Source organism: Pseudomonas sp. SG20052, assembly GCF_031766055.1.
Classification (GTDB): Bacteria; Pseudomonadota; Gammaproteobacteria; order Pseudomonadales; family Pseudomonadaceae; genus Aquipseudomonas; species Aquipseudomonas mandelii.
The window spans coordinates 5,728,926-5,745,594 of record NZ_CP134498.1 but is presented as its reverse complement, the minus strand read 5'-3'; the positions used below and the strand labels follow the sequence as shown (position 1 = coordinate 5,745,594).

Here is a 16,669-nt window from a genome sequence, read left to right as displayed (position 1 = left end):
TGGACGTTACTTTCACTGGTAACGGATCAGGCTAAGGTAAAATTTGTGAGTTGCTCTTAATTGAGTATTATCGAATTTTCGGCGAATGTCGTCTTCACAGTATAACCAGATTGCTTGGGGTTATATGGTCAAGTGAAGAAGCGCATACGGTGGATGCCTTGGCAGTCAGAGGCGATGAAAGACGTGGTAGCCTGCGAAAAGCTTCGGGGAGTCGGCAAACAGACTTTGATCCGGAGATGTCTGAATGGGGGAACCCAGCCATCATAAGATGGTTATCTTAAGCTGAATACATAGGCTTAAGAGGCGAACCAGGGGAACTGAAACATCTAAGTACCCTGAGGAAAAGAAATCAACCGAGATTCCCTTAGTAGTGGCGAGCGAACGGGGACTAGCCCTTAAGTGGCTTTGAGATTAGCGGAACGCTCTGGAAAGTGCGGCCATAGTGGGTGATAGCCCTGTACGCGAAAATCTCTTAGTCATGAAATCGAGTAGGACGGAGCACGAGAAACTTTGTCTGAATATGGGGGGACCATCCTCCAAGGCTAAATACTACTGACTGACCGATAGTGAACTAGTACCGTGAGGGAAAGGCGAAAAGAACCCCGGAGAGGGGAGTGAAATAGATCCTGAAACCGTATGCGTACAAGCAGTGGGAGCCCACTTTGTTGGGTGACTGCGTACCTTTTGTATAATGGGTCAGCGACTTATTTTCAGTGGCGAGCTTAACCGAATAGGGGAGGCGTAGCGAAAGCGAGTCTTAATAGGGCGTCTAGTCGCTGGGAATAGACCCGAAACCGGGCGATCTATCCATGGGCAGGTTGAAGGTTGGGTAACACTAACTGGAGGACCGAACCGACTACCGTTGAAAAGTTAGCGGATGACCTGTGGATCGGAGTGAAAGGCTAATCAAGCTCGGAGATAGCTGGTTCTCCTCGAAAGCTATTTAGGTAGCGCCTCATGTATCACTGTAGGGGGTAGAGCACTGTTTCGGCTAGGGGGTCATCCCGACTTACCAAACCGATGCAAACTCCGAATACCTACAAGTGCCGAGCATGGGAGACACACGGCGGGTGCTAACGTCCGTCGTGAAAAGGGAAACAACCCAGACCGTCAGCTAAGGTCCCAAAGTTATGGTTAAGTGGGAAACGATGTGGGAAGGCTTAGACAGCTAGGAGGTTGGCTTAGAAGCAGCCACCCTTTAAAGAAAGCGTAATAGCTCACTAGTCGAGTCGGCCTGCGCGGAAGATGTAACGGGGCTCAAACCATACACCGAAGCTACGGGTATCACTTAGGTGATGCGGTAGAGGAGCGTTCTGTAAGCCTGTGAAGGTGAGTTGAGAAGCTTGCTGGAGGTATCAGAAGTGCGAATGCTGACATGAGTAACGACAATGGGTGTGAAAAACACCCACGCCGAAAGACCAAGGTTTCCTGCGCAACGTTAATCGACGCAGGGTTAGTCGGTCCCTAAGGCGAGGCTGAAAAGCGTAGTCGATGGAAAACAGGTTAATATTCCTGTACTTCTGGTTATTGCGATGGAGGGACGGAGAAGGCTAGGCCAGCTTGGCGTTGGTTGTCCAAGTTTAAGGTGGTAGGCTGGAATCTTAGGTAAATCCGGGATTCTAAGGCCGAGAGCTGATGACGAGTGTTCTTTTAGAACACGAAGTGGTTGATGCCATGCTTCCAAGAAAAGCTTCTAAGCTTCAGGTAACCAGGAACCGTACCCCAAACCGACACAGGTGGTTGGGTAGAGAATACCAAGGCGCTTGAGAGAACTCGGGTGAAGGAACTAGGCAAAATGGCACCGTAACTTCGGGAGAAGGTGCGCCGGTGAGGGTGAAGCATTTACTGCGTAAGCCCATGCCGGTCGAAGATACCAGGCCGCTGCGACTGTTTATTAAAAACACAGCACTCTGCAAACACGAAAGTGGACGTATAGGGTGTGACGCCTGCCCGGTGCCGGAAGGTTAATTGATGGGGTTAGCTAACGCGAAGCTCTTGATCGAAGCCCCGGTAAACGGCGGCCGTAACTATAACGGTCCTAAGGTAGCGAAATTCCTTGTCGGGTAAGTTCCGACCTGCACGAATGGCGTAACGATGGCGGCGCTGTCTCCACCCGAGACTCAGTGAAATTGAAATCGCTGTGAAGATGCAGTGTATCCGCGGCTAGACGGAAAGACCCCGTGAACCTTTACTATAGCTTTGCACTGGACTTTGAATTTGCTTGTGTAGGATAGGTGGGAGGCTTTGAAGCGTGGACGCCAGTTCGCGTGGAGCCAACCTTGAAATACCACCCTGGCAACTTTGAGGTTCTAACTCAGGTCCGTTATCCGGATCGAGGACAGTGTATGGTGGGTAGTTTGACTGGGGCGGTCTCCTCCTAAAGAGTAACGGAGGAGTACGAAGGTGCGCTCAGACCGGTCGGAAATCGGTCGTAGAGTATAAAGGCAAAAGCGCGCTTGACTGCGAGACAGACACGTCGAGCAGGTACGAAAGTAGGTCTTAGTGATCCGGTGGTTCTGTATGGAAGGGCCATCGCTCAACGGATAAAAGGTACTCCGGGGATAACAGGCTGATACCGCCCAAGAGTTCATATCGACGGCGGTGTTTGGCACCTCGATGTCGGCTCATCACATCCTGGGGCTGAAGCCGGTCCCAAGGGTATGGCTGTTCGCCATTTAAAGTGGTACGCGAGCTGGGTTTAGAACGTCGTGAGACAGTTCGGTCCCTATCTGCCGTGGACGTTTGAGATTTGAGAGGGGCTGCTCCTAGTACGAGAGGACCGGAGTGGACGAACCTCTGGTGTTCCGGTTGTCACGCCAGTGGCATTGCCGGGTAGCTATGTTCGGAATAGATAACCGCTGAAAGCATCTAAGCGGGAAACTAGCCTCAAGATGAGATCTCACTGGGACCTTGAGTCCCCTGAAGGGCCGTCGAAGACTACGACGTTGATAGGTTGGGTGTGTAAGCGCTGTGAGGCGTTGAGCTAACCAATACTAATTGCCCGTGAGGCTTGACCATATAACACCCAAGCAATTTGCTGACCTGAAAAGGCACCAGATTGCGGTGTGTGAAGACGAAATGAACCGAAAGTTCGATTGTTCACAAACACCGAGATCTATCACATACCCATTCGCTGGAGCGTGCGCCGTAAGGCAAGCGACCTGGCTACCGAATTTCTTGACGACCATAGAGCATTGGAACCACCTGATCCCATCCCGAACTCAGCAGTGAAACGATGCATCGCCGATGGTAGTGTGGGGTTTCCCCATGTGAGAGTAGGTCATCGTCAAGATTAAATTCCGAAACCCCTATCTGCGTATGCAGGTAGGGGTTTTGTTTTGTCCGCAGGAAAGTTCTCTTCAAGCTACAACACAAATTTGCACAGTTATTTTCGACTCATGACACTAGAATAGGTCCAACTTTTTCGGAGCCAGAGCCCTTATGCCAGATCCGGTTGACGCCCCCGGGCTGTCAGAATTACCGCTGGACGACTTGGTGGCGTGCCATGAGTGTGACTTGCTGATGCGCAAGCCTGAGCTTGCCCATGGCGAGAAAGCCCTGTGCCCGCGCTGCGGTTACGAACTCTACGCCCATCGGCACAACGTAGTGCAGCGCAGTCTCGCGTTGGTCATCGCCGCGCTGTTGTTGTACATCCCGGCGAACTTTTTACCCATCATGCAGCTCAATCTACTCGGGCAATCGTCGCAAGACACCGTCTGGACCGGCGTTGTCGGTCTGTTCGATACCGGCATGCAAGGCGTCTCGGTGATTGTGTTCCTGTGCAGCATGGGAATCCCGTTGCTCAAGTTGCTCTGCCAATTGGCCGTGCTGTTGAGCATCCGGTTTGATATCGGACGCAGCTACGGTTTGCTGCTCTACCGTATTTATCACCATCTAAGGGACTGGGGGATGCTCGAGGTTTACCTCATGGGCGTACTGGTGGCGATCGTAAAACTGGCAGATATGGCAGCCATTACAGTAGGTCTCGGTTTGGCCTGCTTTATCAGTTTGTTGTTGGTCCAGGTCTGGCTGGAGGTCGTGATGTCGCCTCATCAGATCTGGCAGGCTTTGTCAGGAGAGGATGCCCATGCGGGCGATTGATGCAGGCATTCTGATTTGCACCGAATGCCATGAATTGAACAAGCAGGAAGCCGACACCGACGAGCAAACCTGCACCCGTTGCGGTGCGCTGGTGCACGCCCGTCGCCCGAACAGTGTCATGCGGACCTGGGCACTGCTGGTCACCGCAGCGATTCTCTACATTCCGGCCAACGTGCTGCCGATCATGACTGTCAGCTCATTAGGGCAGGGCGATCCCAGCACCATCATGTCGGGCGTTATCCAGCTGGTTCAGCACGGCATGATTCCCATCGCCGCCGTGGTTTTTATCGCCAGTATTCTGGTGCCGACGTTCAAGCTGGTGGGCATCGCGCTGCTGCTGTTTTCAGTACAACGTCGCCAGCCCCTCTCGGCACGCCAACGAATCTGGATGTACCGCTTTATCGAGTTCATCGGCCGCTGGTCGATGCTGGACATCTTCGTGATCGCCATCCTGGTGGCGGTCGTGAATTTCGGACGGCTTGCCAGCGTCGAAGCCAATCTTGGTGCCATCGCTTTCGCCAGTGTGGTGATTTTGACGATGCTTGCCGCAGTTACTTTCGATCCCCGACTGATTTGGGATAACACGGAGTCGGACGACGACCATGACTGATTTGCCTACAGCTAAAACCCGACCGGCTTCGAACTGGTCTGCCATCTGGGTGCTGCCCCTGATCGCCCTGATCATTGGCGGCTGGCTCGGCTGGCGTGCCTATAGCGAAACTGGCATCGAGATACAGGTGCGTTTCGAAAGCGGTGAAGGCATTCAGGCCAATAAGACTGAAGTCGTCTATAAGGGCATGCCAGTCGGCAAGGTGAAAACCCTTAAGCTCGATGACGAAGGCAGTTCCAAAGGTGTGATCGCCACCGTCGAGATGAACAAGGACGTGGAGCAATACCTCAAGACCAGCACCCGTTTCTGGCTGGTCAAACCGAGCGTGACCCTGGCTGGTATCACCGGGCTGGAAACGCTGGTGTCCGGCAACTACGTGGCCATCAGCCCCGGCGAGGGCGAGCCTACCCGCAAGTTCAAGGCCTTGGCTGAAGAGCCCCCGCTGTCAGACTCTCAGCCCGGCCTGCACCTCACCATCAAGGCTGATCGTCTCGGTTCACTGAATCGCGGCAGCCCCGTGTTCTACAAGCAGATCAAGGTCGGCCAGGTCAAAAGCTACTTGCTGTCGGAAGATCAAAGCACAGTCGAGCTCAAAGTGTTCATTGAGCCCACCTACGCCAATCTGGTGCGCAAACACACCCGTTTCTGGAACGCCAGCGGCATCAGCATCGACGCCAACCTGTCTGGTGTAAAAGTGCGCAGCGAATCGCTCGCCAGCATCGTCGCCGGCGGTATCGCCTTCGCCACGCCGGAGAACCGCAAGGACAGCCCGCCCACCGATCCAAGCCTGCCGTTTCGCCTCTACGAGGACTTCGATGCCGCCGCTGCCGGCATTCGGGTCAAGGTCAAACTCAGCGATTTCGAAGGCCTGCAGGCCGGCCGTACTCCGGTCATGTACAAAGGCATCCAGGTCGGCAACCTGAAAGCGCTGAAGGTCGATCCGGACCTGAATGCTGCCACTGCCGAATTGACACTTGATCCACTGGCCGAGGATTACCTGGTCGAAGGCACTCAGTTCTGGGTGGTCAAACCGTCGATTTCCCTTGCGGGCATCACCGGGCTGGAGGCCTTGGTCAAAGGTAACTACATCGCTGTGCGACCGGGCGACAAAGGGGCCGCGCCGCAACGTGAATTTGTGGCCAGACCCAAGGCGCCGCCGTTGGACCTGCGTTCGCCCGGTCTGCATCTGGTGTTGTTCACCGAAAACCTGGGTTCGCTGGAAGTCGGCAGTCCGATTCTCTATAAGCAGGTCAAGGTTGGTTCGGTGCAGAGCTATCAGTTCTCCAAAAAGAAGAAGCAACTGGTGATCGGTGTCCACATCGAGAAGGAATACGAAGGCCTGGTCAATGCCTCGACACGCTTCTGGAATGCCAGCGGCATCACGCTCACAGGCGGACTGACCGGCGGAATCCAGGTCAAAAGTGAATCGTTGCAAAGCCTGATGGCCGGCGGCATCGCTTTCGAAACCCCCGAAGCCAAGGCGCCGTTGCAAAAACGCATTCCGCGTTTCCGCCTGTTCGCCAGCCATGAGGAAGCCAACCAGAAAGGCGCCGTGGTTACGATCAAGGTCGATCGCGCCGATGGCTTGCGCAGTGGCACTCCCGTGAGATTCAAAGGCCTGGATGTCGGCAAGATCGAAGATGTCGACCTCAGTGATGACCTGCAATCGGTGATGCTCACCGCACGAATCACCGAAGTGCCGGAGCGCATTGCCCGGGTCGGCAGTCAGTTCTGGGTGGTCAAGCCTGAGTTGGGCCTGATCAAGACCTCCAACCTGGAAACGCTGGTAACTGGCCAATACATCGAAGTGCAGCCAGCAGCGAAGAATCTGGGGCCGCAGAAGAACTTCGTCGCCCTGGCCACTCCACCGGAATCGGCCAAGCAAGAAGCCGGTTTGAGTCTGGTGTTGAGCGCCGCTCGCCGTGGTTCACTGAAAACCGGTGTGCCGGTAACGTACCGCGAGGTCACCGTGGGCAAGGTGACGGGCTATGAATTGGGTCAGACCGCTGACCGTGTGTTGGTGCACATTCTGATCGAGCCGAAATACGCGCCATTGGTGCGCAGCGGCACGCGTTTCTGGAACACCAGCGGTTTCGGGTTCGACTACGGCTTGTTCAAAGGCGCGACGGTCCGTACCGAATCGTTGGAAACGCTGATTCAGGGCGGTATCGCCTTCGCCACGCCGGAGGGTGATCGCATGGGCAATCCGGCGCGGCCTGAGCAGACGTTCCCGCTGTTCGACAAGTTTGAAGATGAATGGCTGACCTGGGCGCCGAAGATTTCACTCGGCAAATAGACTATTGGTGTCCCTGCTGCCGCCATCGCGAGCAGGCTCGCTCCCACAAGGGATTTGCTGTGACCACGGAATTTGTGATCGACACCAACCCCCTGTGGGAGCGAGCCTGCTCGCGAAGAGGCCCTCAAGTACACTGAATCACTAAAAAGACATGCCCAAAAAAAGGCCGCGATCCATTGGATCGCGGCCTTTTTAATGCCTTCGATTAACGCAAATCAAACCGCGTCCAGCTCCGGCTCATCTGCTTCAACGCTGACCACAGCCTTCACCTCATCATGACGACGGATGTACTTCCAGTCCGCCTCATCGATGTAGATCCCGTTTGGCCCACTGCCACCTTCCAGGTCGATCGCCACACTGGCGCAAACCTGCGGTTTCACACTCGCCAGGATCGGCACGAAGCCAAGTTGCAGACTCGTTTCCAGCAGCGCAGCCTGGTTCTTCTCGTCGATGTCCGCCGCCTCGTCGAGGTAGTACGGCAGGCGCACGCGACCGGCCTGGTCGCGGTCCATCAAGTGCAGCAACAAGTACATGTTGGTCAGCGCCTTGATGGTCATCGTGGTGCCGTTGGAGGCCGCGCCATCGATGTCAGTGTGGATAACCGGTTGACCATTGACCTTGGTGATCTCGAACGCCAGTTCGAACAAGTCCTTGAGGCCGAGCTGATTGTGGTTAGCCGCCACCAGACGCGCCAGGTATTCCTTGGCTTCTTCGTTCTTGTTGTCCTGATCGGCGCTTTGGCTCAGGTCGAAGACCGAAAGGGTTTCGCCTTCCTCGTACTGACCGGCGCTGTGGATGATCTGGTCGATGTGCTTGAGGGCCTCCTTGTTCGGCGCGAGCACGATGCGGAAGCTCTGCAGGTTGGAGACCTGACGTTTGTTGATCTCGCGGTTGAACAGCGCCAGTTGATGCTCAAGGCTGTCGTAGTCGCTGCGGATGTTGCGCAGGGTCCGTGCGATGTCGGTCACCGCCGCACGGCGCGCCTTGCCGAGGGTCAGCGCTTCGTCGGTGCGGTGCGCGTAAGCGTTGATCAGCAGTTGCAGGCGACGCTCCATATCGTCTTCGCTGTCGAACTTGGCCACGCCCTTGAGGCGAACCTGCGCATAAAGCGCCTCGATCTGGCCATCGCTGCGCTGCAAACCCTGCCAGCTGTCCTGATAGTCGTTGAGCAGCGGCAGCAGGTTGTCCATGGAATCATCGATCGGGTCCATGAACGGCGTACCGAACGGCAGGTCTGCGGGCAACAGCTGACGGCGGCGCAGGGCGTCGTCTAGGGTGCGTTGCTTGGCTTCCATGTCGCCGATCTGCCGGCCGACCAGTTGCAGCTTGGCGGACAGTTGCTGGACGCGCTCGGTGAAGGCATCGCTGGAACGCTTCAATTCGTCCTGCGCCGCTTCCATCTGCGCCAGTTGCTCCAGCTTGTCGCCTTCTTCGGCGCTCAGGGTTTGTGCACGGCGGAAATCTTCCAGGGCTTTTTGCGCATCCAGCACTTGCTGGTACAGCGCTTCGGTCTGGGTCTTGCTCGCTGCGCGGTCGGCGACCACGGCAGCCTGGGTTTTCAGTTGCTTGAGTTCTTTCTCCAGGCGGTCTTTCTGATCGCGCAATGCCGCGCGGTCGGCCAGGGCTTGCAGGGCTGGCGGTTCAATGTGCGAGATGTCGATGGCCAGGCCTGGTACTTCGAAACGCTCGCCTTTGAAGCCGTCGAGGATCAGCTCCAGGGATTTGACCCACTGACCGTCCTCATCCAGCGTAATGCCATGCTCACCCAGCGGCAGGCTGAACAGCGCGCTGTTGAACAGACGCATCAAACGCTCAACGTCCTGCTGCGAGAACTCTTCGCGCAGACGGGCGTAGCTGTTGTTGTCGGCGTGATCGAGTTGCTGTTTCACCGATTTCAGGCGTTTTTCCAGGTCCCGCAGACGTTCTTCGAGGTCTTCGGCAGAGAACTGCCGCGACTGGGCCAGCGCACCGGCCAGTTCATCGTGCGCGTCCTTGGCCGCGAGCAACTGCTGCTCCAGCACTTTGACGTCATCGACCAACGCGAAGCGATTCTTCAACGCCGAGAGTTCTCCGAGCCAACGCTGGATGCCGGTTATTTCCCGCTCCAGGCGCATCAACTCCTGAGTGCCGCCACGCTGATCGTTTTGCAGCGCGTCCTGTTCGTTGCGGTAGTGCTCGGCCTGAATCGTCAGCTCTTCCTTGCGCGCACTGGCGTAATCCGACCAAGTGCCAAGCAATGAATCGAGCAGCGGAGAGATACGGTGCAACTTGCCGCGCAGAATATTGCGCTGGGTCACGCCAGCGGCGAGGGCTTCAACCAATGGGCCGGCGGTGACCAGCGAGTTGTAGTCCTGCTCCATGCGTCGTACATCGCGGAACGCTTCTTCGCACGCGGCAATGTAATCGACACTGCCGGAACGCAGACTGTGTTCAAACGCATCGAGGAACAGCTGCTTGAGCTTGGCCGCGGTGATTTCGCGCATGTGCAGCAGGTTGATGAACAGTGCGCGGAACGTCTTCAGGCTCTGCTCGCTCGTGGAGCGCAGCGGGATCAGCGTCAGGTCCAGCGGGATTGATGTATGACCGCCGACCAGCAAGCGACGCAGCTCATCCGGCTTGAGTTCATAAGCTTTCAGGCCCTCACGCTCAAGGTTGGTGAACAGCTCTTTCTGGCGCAGGCAGGTGTCGTTCTTTTGATAGTGCGCGAGGTCCAGTTTGCCGGCGTAGGCAAAGAACTGGTGACCGAAACCACCGCCCGGGCCGCGCCCGACCACGCCGATTACGTGCGGGCCGTGGGGCAGCGAGACTTCGACCAGGATGTAACTGGTGTCCGAGGCGAAGTAGAAACGACGGGATTGTTCCAGGCTGTACTTGCCGAAACTCATGTCCGACATGCGCGCCAGAATCGGAAACTGCAACGCGTTGATCGAGGCGGATTTACCGAGGTTGTTCGCGCCGTAGACCGACAACGGTTCTTCCAGCGGGAACAGGCCGAGGCTGTAACCGGCGGTGTTCAAAAGGGCAAAGCGGCGAATGCCGTAGCGTTCCTTGCTCATGCGTCGGTCTCCTGTTCTTCTGCAATGGCGCGGGCCATGGCGTCTTCTTCGCTTTCTTCTTCGAAGTCACTCAGATCGAGCGGATCATCGGTTTGCAGCAGTTTTTCGTCGCTGTCGTCATCGATCAGCACCGGAACCGGCAGCGGTAAGACGCTGTGCAGGCTGGCCGCCAGATCGCGGTCTTGTTGAACCGACAGGCAAACGTCGAGGAAACGATGCATCGGCGGCAGGAAGCGGTAGATGCCGTTTTCTTCGCCGGCAAAACCGAGCTGGGTCATGCGGCGCATGATTTTTTCTTCGAGTTCTTCCACGGTCTGCACTTCAGCCTGGATGAACAGGTCGCGGTATTTTTCCAGCAAGGACGGCAATTCATCGCGGCCGAGGCTGCCACCGTCGAGCACGGCGACCGGGTCACGGCCCTGATCCGCCAAGTGCTCGACGAGGATGAAGGTGAACAGCGCCAGACGTTGCGCAGTCTTGTTCACCGCTGCCGCCGCAAGGTCCGGCACGAAGTAATAGAAACCACGGGTGTCGCAGACCAACTCATAGCCCAGCGCCCTGAACAGCGTGCGGTACTGGTCCTGGAAGTTCGACAGTTGCGCGTACAGCTCCGGGTCGCGGCGGCTGACGTGGTAGCCCTTGAACAGCTCGCGAAAGATCGGCGCCAGTTGGGACAGTTCGGATAGATCAAGATGCATGTGGGGTGCTCGCAGAATCCTCGGCGGCGGTGTCGCGGGCCGAGAGCAGGGCGAAGGAGCGCAGGCTGACCTGGTGCTCGTGAGTGTGGTAGTCGCGGCGTTCCAGACGCTCGCGTGTGAAGCGTTTTTCCCGCGACAGGCGCGAGAACCAGTAAAGCAATTCGTCGGTGGCGCCGTCCGGCTCCTGCTCCAGCAGCCAGGTCATCAGGTCCGGCATCGGCAGGGCGTCTTCGCAGCGTTCGAGCATTTCCCGAACCGTGCGTGGCGCGCGCGGCGCTTCGCCTTTCTGCGTTTTGTGAGCCTTGGGGAAGCGCGCCGGTTTCGGCTCGAATCGGGCCAGCGCATAAACGTAGGCTTCGACCTGACTGGCGCTGCCGAGGAAGGTGCTTTGCGGGCGGGTGAACATCGGCATCGCCGCTTGCGGCACCGCATCGATGCCTTTGCGACGAATGGCTGACAAGGCCAGCGCAGCGCCACGGGTCACGGCGTTGTGTCGACGGGCTTCTTCACGCAGCGGCAGCAGCAATTCGCGGGCGTGGCGCAGGGTCAGTTGGGCGCTGGTCTGCATTTCGAGGATGCGTGCGTGAGTACGCAGCAGCATGTCGTCGTCGACCAGGTGACCGAGGCGCTGTTGCTCGGTGAGCATGCGCAGCAGGACGTTCTCGACCTTGCGCACGCCTTGCTCGAAGGCGCCGTCGGCGTTCACCAACTGAATCATCGGCTCGACGTATTCGTCCCAGGTCGCCAGTACTTCGGCGTAACGCTGACGCAGCGGGATCTGCCGGTCGCTGGTCTTGGCGCGTTCGGCGACGGCCACCAGGGCCTGTTCGTCGTTGGCGAGTTTCTTCAATACATCGCGTACGCGCATGTCGAGCAAACGCAATTGGCGCGCCAGATCGTGGCCATCGCGAATGTCGAAAGCGTCCTGGATATAACCGGCCAGACGTTCGAGGTGGCGAAGATACGCTTCGATTTCCAGGCAAAGGCCCAGACGGTGCTCACGGCGCAGGTATGCGAGGAAGTCGTGGATCTGCGCGTTGAGCTCGAAACGGTTCGGGCTTTTTGCCACGGGAACCAGAATGTCGAGGCGGATCCACACGTCCAGCAGGCTGGTGATGTCCTGCGGCGTACTGTCGAGTTGCTGGGCGGCCAACTGTGAACGCAGTTCGTTGAGGCTCAATGTGCCTTGGTCGAAGTGCTCGCACAGTGGCTCCAGAAGTGCCCAGTGTTCAGCGAGGGCGCGCAAGACGCGCTTGGGTTCGATCATCGGAATGGCCGGCTGGTTGGCGATTAAAAGCCGCGATTGTACTGCATCGGGACCGATGCGATTCACTCTCGGGACGGGCTGTAGCTGTTTCTAAGGGAAAGAGTATCGATCAAGCGCGGGCGATCTTGAGCGAAGGGCGGTAGAATCAGCGCACTTTAGTCATCCACAAGTGGCCGACCTTTGCTAATCGAGTCCCGTCGCCGCGCCTATTTGACTGCCATGCAGGTGGTCAACTGGCTGCCGCGCACTGAATTGCCCTTTGCCGCGCCATCGCGTCCCGAGCTGATGGAGATGCCGGAGCCGTTGGTCGTCGCGCCGGTGGTGCCTGCCTCCGCGCCAGCACCCGCCGCTGCGCCGGTGATGGCACCGACGGAGCGCGTCAAGATCGAGGTGCCGCGGCCATCGCTGGCCAGCACCCGCACGAACGCCAAGGTCGAAGAAGACGCCGCGCCGGTCGTCGCCAAGTCTGTGCCAGTGCCGCCACCGCGTTTTTCCCTGCAATTGCTGCGCGCTGGTCGGTGCCTGCTGTTGGTCGAGTTACCCACAGGCGAAACGTTCCAGACCCGCGATCCAGCCTATCTGCTGCTCAAAGACATGCTGCGCGCCGCCGGTCTGCCAGACAGCCCGCAGATCATCGGCGAGCCGGTGCGCTGGCCGCTGTTGGCCCGGGGCACCATGGATCAGGGGCCGGAAGCCGCTCGGGACTTCGTGCAAGGTTTTCTCTCGGCCCGGCTGGAAGACGCTCCGTGCGTTTGCGTGTGGCTGATCGGCCTGCCAGCGGTGCGTTTTGCCGGTGAGGCGAACGCCGAATCCTTCAACCGTGAACTCCAGGTCGAAGGCCTGGGCTCGGTCTGGGCCCTGCCGGGCCTGGAATTATTAATGGAAGAGCCACAGCGTAAGGCTGATGTCTGGCAAGCCATGCGTCGGCTGATGGCGCGCTGGAAAGAATCAAATGAGTGACGCTGTATCGTTCCGCCCGATGACCGAGGCGGACCTGGACGCTGTACTGAAAATCGAATATGCGGCGTACAGCCATCCCTGGACCCGCGGGATTTTTCTGGATGGGCTGGGCAAGTACCAGATCTGGCTGATGTTCGAAGGGCAGCAACAGGTCGGTCACGGCGTGGTGCAGATCATTCTGGATGAAGCGCATCTGCTCAACATCACCGTCAAGCCCGAGAATCAGGGCCGTGGGCTGGGTTTGACGCTGCTGGAGCATTTGATGTCCCGGGCGTATGACGCCAAGGCGCGGGAATGTTTTCTGGAAGTGCGCGACAGCAACCGTGGCGCGTTCAAGTTGTATGAGCGTTATGGGTTTAACGAGATTGGGCGGCGGCGGGATTACTACCCCGCGGTGGGTGGGCGGGAAGATGCCGTGGTCATGGCCTGTACTTTGGTCGACTGAGCCTTTTTGAAGCTTCGCGGGCAAGCTTCGCTCCTACTGGACTGGTGTCGTACCCACTAATCCCGTAGGAGCGAGGCTTGCCCGCGAAGGCGTCCTGACTGACATCTACGATCAACGATTACCGTCCATCGGATCCCGCCGCGCCATCTCCGCCTCATCCAGCCCATTGCCCCCGCCAATATCGTCTTCATCGACAATACTCAAATCCCAATCCGCCTGATTGCCTTCACCGGCCTCATGGGCATCCCGCGCACCGTCTTCACGGATCAACGTTTCCGGGCTCATGTCATCATCTGTAGACTCATGGTCATCGGTCGAGGCCCCCGTCATGCCCGCTTCACGCACACGTTCCCGAGGCATCAGCCGTTCGCGCTCGGTTTCCGGCAGTTCGTCGCCTATTTTCGCGCTTGGTTCTTCCTCGTCGAAATCCAGTTCATGCATCGAACCCATGCGGTCTTCGTTGTCGTCGATGGGCTCGGGCTGCACCGCATCGTACGGACGTCGTGAATCAGTCATGGCAATTCCTCATACTGTGGGCCTTACTAGGGTGGACCCGCTGAACTCCTGAGAATTCCACCCGGCATTACTTGCATCAAGCGCGTGACCCCGACGGGCGGTTGTCTGTCAAACCAGCGCATCATTCTTGAGGCTTTACAGCATGAACGAATTACAAGATCTGATTGATAACAACGAACGCTGGGCCGAGGCGATCAAACAGGAAGATCCGGACTTCTTCTCCAAGCTGGCTCGCCAACAGACGCCGGAATACTTGTGGATTGGCTGTTCCGACGCCCGGGTGCCTGCCAACGAGATCGTCGGCATGCTGCCCGGCGACCTGTTCGTCCACCGCAACGTGGCCAACGTGGTGCTGCACACTGACCTCAACTGCCTGTCGGTGATTCAGTACGCGGTCGACGTGCTCAAGGTCAAACACATCCTCGTCACGGGCCACTACGGCTGCGGCGGTGTGCGCGCTTCGATGCAGGATCGCCAGCTGGGCCTGATCGACGGCTGGCTGCGCTCGATCCGTGATCTCTATTACGAGAAGCGTGAAGAACTGGCCGGGTTGCCGACCGAAGAAGAACGGGTCGACCGTCTCTGCGAGCTCAACGTGATCCAGCAAGTGGCCAACGTCGGCCATACCAGCATTGTGCAAAACGCCTGGCATCGCGGGCAGAACCTGTCGATCCATGGTTGCATCTACGGCATCAAGGATGGCCGGTGGAAAAGCCTGAACACGACCATCAGCGGTTTTGAGCAATTGCCGCCGCAGTACCGACTGCGTCCGGTCGAAACGCTGTAAAACGGTTCAACAGAGACTGCGCCGACGCCAGTGGTGGAAATACAACTGGCCGTCGGCGTTCGGCTGTTCATCGTAGCCGCAGATCCAGCCTCGACACTCCGGGGACCCGCACTGACAGGCGAACTGGCGCAGCAGTTTGTCTTCGGTCGTGGCGTAATCCATCGTCAAGTTGTCGCCTTTATTAATATCCGTCAGTGCCCACAACCACATTTCGCTCATGTCGAGAAAGACATTGGGGTCGCAGGAGTGCCTCAGCAGCCCGCTGAAGTGTGGGTCGTAGACGTGGATACCAGGCGCCAGTTGCCGGGTATGTCGATGGCGAAAAGGCAAGAGATGCCCCGACACGCGGCAGATTCGGCTGATCTGTGGAAATTCGCGCAGGGCTACGATGGCCGCGGCCAATCCACTCGCGTTGTAGATAATCTCGAAATCGACCCGGGAAGGAAATCCAAGGCCTGGCGGTAGCTCCGGGAATGGATAGAATCCATCGGGAGCTTGCGCCAGGGGCCCGTGCAGGGAATGAGGTTTCATAACGATCCTTGTCGGCAGCGCGTTGCGACTTCCCAACTGACGTCCTGTCAGCCCTGCAACACAGGGGGTTACCTCAAGATCTCGCAAATGAAACGACGGGTCTACTGTCAGAACTGACAGAAGGAAAGTGCGCTTTTGCGCGTAAGCCTTCGCTCACACGCAAACGTGCAAGGGCGTTTACAGCGCAGGCGCCGGAGCCGCAGTCACAGGTGCCGGGGCTTGCAGCTGTTTGAGCTCGGACTGGATCGGCGTCGTCGCGCATTTGGCCACGGCTTGTTCAGGCGTCAGGTTACGGATCGAGGTGTAGAACAGCTCGCAGGTTTTTTCTTTCTGGGTCACTTGCCATGTCTGTGTGCAGCCTTTCAGCTGAGCGGTCGGGTCGGTTCCGGGTTTGCTGCCCATACCGGCCTGCCAGCAGGCGGCGCTCAAATCCTGGCCCATGACTTTCAGGCCCGCGGCATCGGCCTTGGCCTGAGCATCGTCGCCGGTGTAGCTCTCTGGGTTGGCGGCGTACCAGATGTAGCTCGGGTGGTTGGAGCCCAGCACCGGCACCTTCACCCCGGCGCTCGGGCTGATCGTGGCCAGACCCAGCACATTCACGGTCGGCCCGTATTGCTGCTTGATCCAGTTACGCACCGGTGCGCCAAACGCGACCATCGGCAACGTGGCACCGCGGGCGTTCTGGCTGACTTCCTTGACCATGGTGGTCTGGTAGTCCTTGAAGTAGTCGTAGACACCTTCCAGATCCTTGCCTGCACTGGCCGGCGCCGCAATCGGCGCGATATCAATGATGGTCTGGTAACCCGGCGTCTGATCGGCGGGGATACCGTTGTCGGTCAGCAGCGTGGCCCAGCGATCCGTGGTGGCGGAGCGCAGGTAATCCTGGGCCTGTGTCAGGGAGTAATCCGGCGGGAAATGCAGCAGCTCGACGCTCTTGCGGTTTTCCAGGGCCATGCCCAGTGGCAGGAACAGATACCAGCTGTAAGCCCACTTGCCATCAACGTTGAGCTTTTTGGCGCCCGTGTAGGCCAGATCACCGGCATTGAGCAGCGCGGACAACGGTTTTTCGTAACCCTTCGGCACGCCGCTGATGTCGGCGTAGAGCTGACCGTTATCGGTTTTGACCCGCACTTTCGCGGTGCTGTAGCCATCGCGCTGTACGCTTTGCGTCAGGTAGTGCTCGACGGTTTGCTCAAGCGTCCAGTTGCGGAAGCAGACGACGTTGCAGTTGTTGGGGTAGGCGAACAGCCGCGTGACGCGTTCGGTGCTGCCCAGTTTCAGATCGACATTGGCGTGGGCGGCGGCGCTCAGGGTAAGGGCCGCGAGGGTAAGTCCTGTCAGTTTGAACATGCTCAGATCCTTTTCAGCGTGGGCCGCGTTGATCGCGGGCGATAGTTACTTA

General features: G+C 58.0%; 12 protein-coding genes and 2 rRNA genes. 8 read left to right on the top strand and 6 right to left on the bottom strand.

The annotated features are described in order from the left end of the window. Positions 1-126: 126 nt before the first annotated feature. The 5 genes from RHP74_RS26385 to RHP74_RS26365 all read left to right on the top strand — a co-directional run bounded on the left by RHP74_RS26385 (position 127) and on the right by RHP74_RS26365 (position 7,007). Positions 127-3,018 (top strand): 23S ribosomal RNA (locus RHP74_RS26385). A 158-nt stretch (positions 3,019-3,176) separates the two neighbouring features. Then, positions 3,177-3,292 (top strand): 5S ribosomal RNA (rrf, locus tag RHP74_RS26380). Between the two features lie 149 nt (positions 3,293-3,441). Further along, positions 3,442-4,101, top strand: a complete 660-nt coding sequence (locus RHP74_RS26375; protein ID WP_077749035.1) for a paraquat-inducible protein A — start codon at positions 3,442-3,444, stop codon at positions 4,099-4,101. Beyond that, positions 4,088-4,711 carry a paraquat-inducible protein A gene (locus tag RHP74_RS26370; protein ID WP_010458355.1) on the top strand — a complete coding sequence of 208 codons (624 nt, stop codon included), beginning with the start codon at positions 4,088-4,090 and terminating at the stop codon, positions 4,709-4,711. Before RHP74_RS26375 ends, RHP74_RS26370 begins: the two co-directional genes overlap by 14 nt. Further along, the gene (locus RHP74_RS26365) at positions 4,704-7,007 is read left to right on the top strand and encodes an intermembrane transport protein PqiB (RefSeq protein WP_010458354.1); all 2,304 of its coding nucleotides are present in this window, start codon (positions 4,704-4,706) and stop codon (positions 7,005-7,007) included. The genes RHP74_RS26370 and RHP74_RS26365 overlap by 8 nt, the downstream gene beginning before the upstream one ends. A 215-nt stretch (positions 7,008-7,222) precedes the next feature. Here RHP74_RS26365 and mksF read toward each other — a convergent pair whose 3' ends face one another. Genes mksF through mksB form a run of 3 tightly spaced genes read right to left on the bottom strand, consistent with a single transcriptional unit; the run spans position 7,223 to position 12,028 of the window. Next, the gene (gene mksF, locus RHP74_RS26360; protein ID WP_010458353.1) at positions 7,223-10,063 is read right to left on the bottom strand and encodes an Mks condensin complex protein MksF; all 2,841 of its coding nucleotides are present in this window, start codon (positions 10,061-10,063) and stop codon (positions 7,223-7,225) included. Then, on the bottom strand, positions 10,060-10,761 hold the full coding sequence (gene mksE / locus RHP74_RS26355) for an Mks condensin complex protein MksE (protein WP_077749032.1): 702 nt from the start codon (positions 10,759-10,761) through the stop codon (positions 10,060-10,062). Before mksE ends, mksF begins: the two co-directional genes overlap by 4 nt. Continuing rightward, positions 10,751-12,028, bottom strand: a complete 1,278-nt coding sequence (gene mksB, locus RHP74_RS26350) for an Mks condensin complex protein MksB (protein ID WP_010458351.1) — start codon at positions 12,026-12,028, stop codon at positions 10,751-10,753. The genes mksE and mksB overlap by 11 nt, the downstream gene beginning before the upstream one ends. A gap of 219 nt (positions 12,029-12,247) precedes the next feature. Between mksB and RHP74_RS26345 the strand changes: the two genes are divergently transcribed. Next, positions 12,248-12,988, top strand: a complete 741-nt coding sequence (locus RHP74_RS26345) for an energy transducer TonB (RefSeq protein ID WP_304873572.1) — start codon at positions 12,248-12,250, stop codon at positions 12,986-12,988. Next, complete coding sequence (gene rimI, locus RHP74_RS26340; protein WP_008145534.1) at positions 12,981-13,433, top strand: ribosomal protein S18-alanine N-acetyltransferase; 453 nt, start codon at positions 12,981-12,983, stop codon at positions 13,431-13,433. Before RHP74_RS26345 ends, rimI begins: the two co-directional genes overlap by 8 nt. 111 nt (positions 13,434-13,544) lie before the next feature. Here the strand turns inward: rimI and RHP74_RS26335 are convergent, their stop codons facing one another. Continuing rightward, the gene (locus RHP74_RS26335; RefSeq protein ID WP_010458344.1) at positions 13,545-13,949 is read right to left on the bottom strand and encodes a hypothetical protein; all 405 of its coding nucleotides are present in this window, start codon (positions 13,947-13,949) and stop codon (positions 13,545-13,547) included. A gap of 142 nt (positions 13,950-14,091) precedes the next feature. On the opposite strand from RHP74_RS26335, the gene can reads away from it, so the two are divergent. Continuing rightward, positions 14,092-14,736, top strand: a complete 645-nt coding sequence (gene can, locus RHP74_RS26330; RefSeq protein ID WP_010458342.1) for a carbonate dehydratase — start codon at positions 14,092-14,094, stop codon at positions 14,734-14,736. A 6-nt stretch (positions 14,737-14,742) separates the two neighbouring features. Here can and RHP74_RS26325 read toward each other — a convergent pair whose 3' ends face one another. Next, entirely contained in the window at positions 14,743-15,267 is a 525-nt protein-coding gene (locus RHP74_RS26325; RefSeq protein ID WP_221107378.1) for an SET domain-containing protein-lysine N-methyltransferase, read from the bottom strand. Between the two features lie 177 nt (positions 15,268-15,444). Continuing rightward, complete coding sequence (locus RHP74_RS26320; RefSeq protein ID WP_010458339.1) at positions 15,445-16,617, bottom strand: hypothetical protein; 1,173 nt, start codon at positions 16,615-16,617, stop codon at positions 15,445-15,447. Positions 16,618-16,669 lie beyond the last annotated feature (52 nt).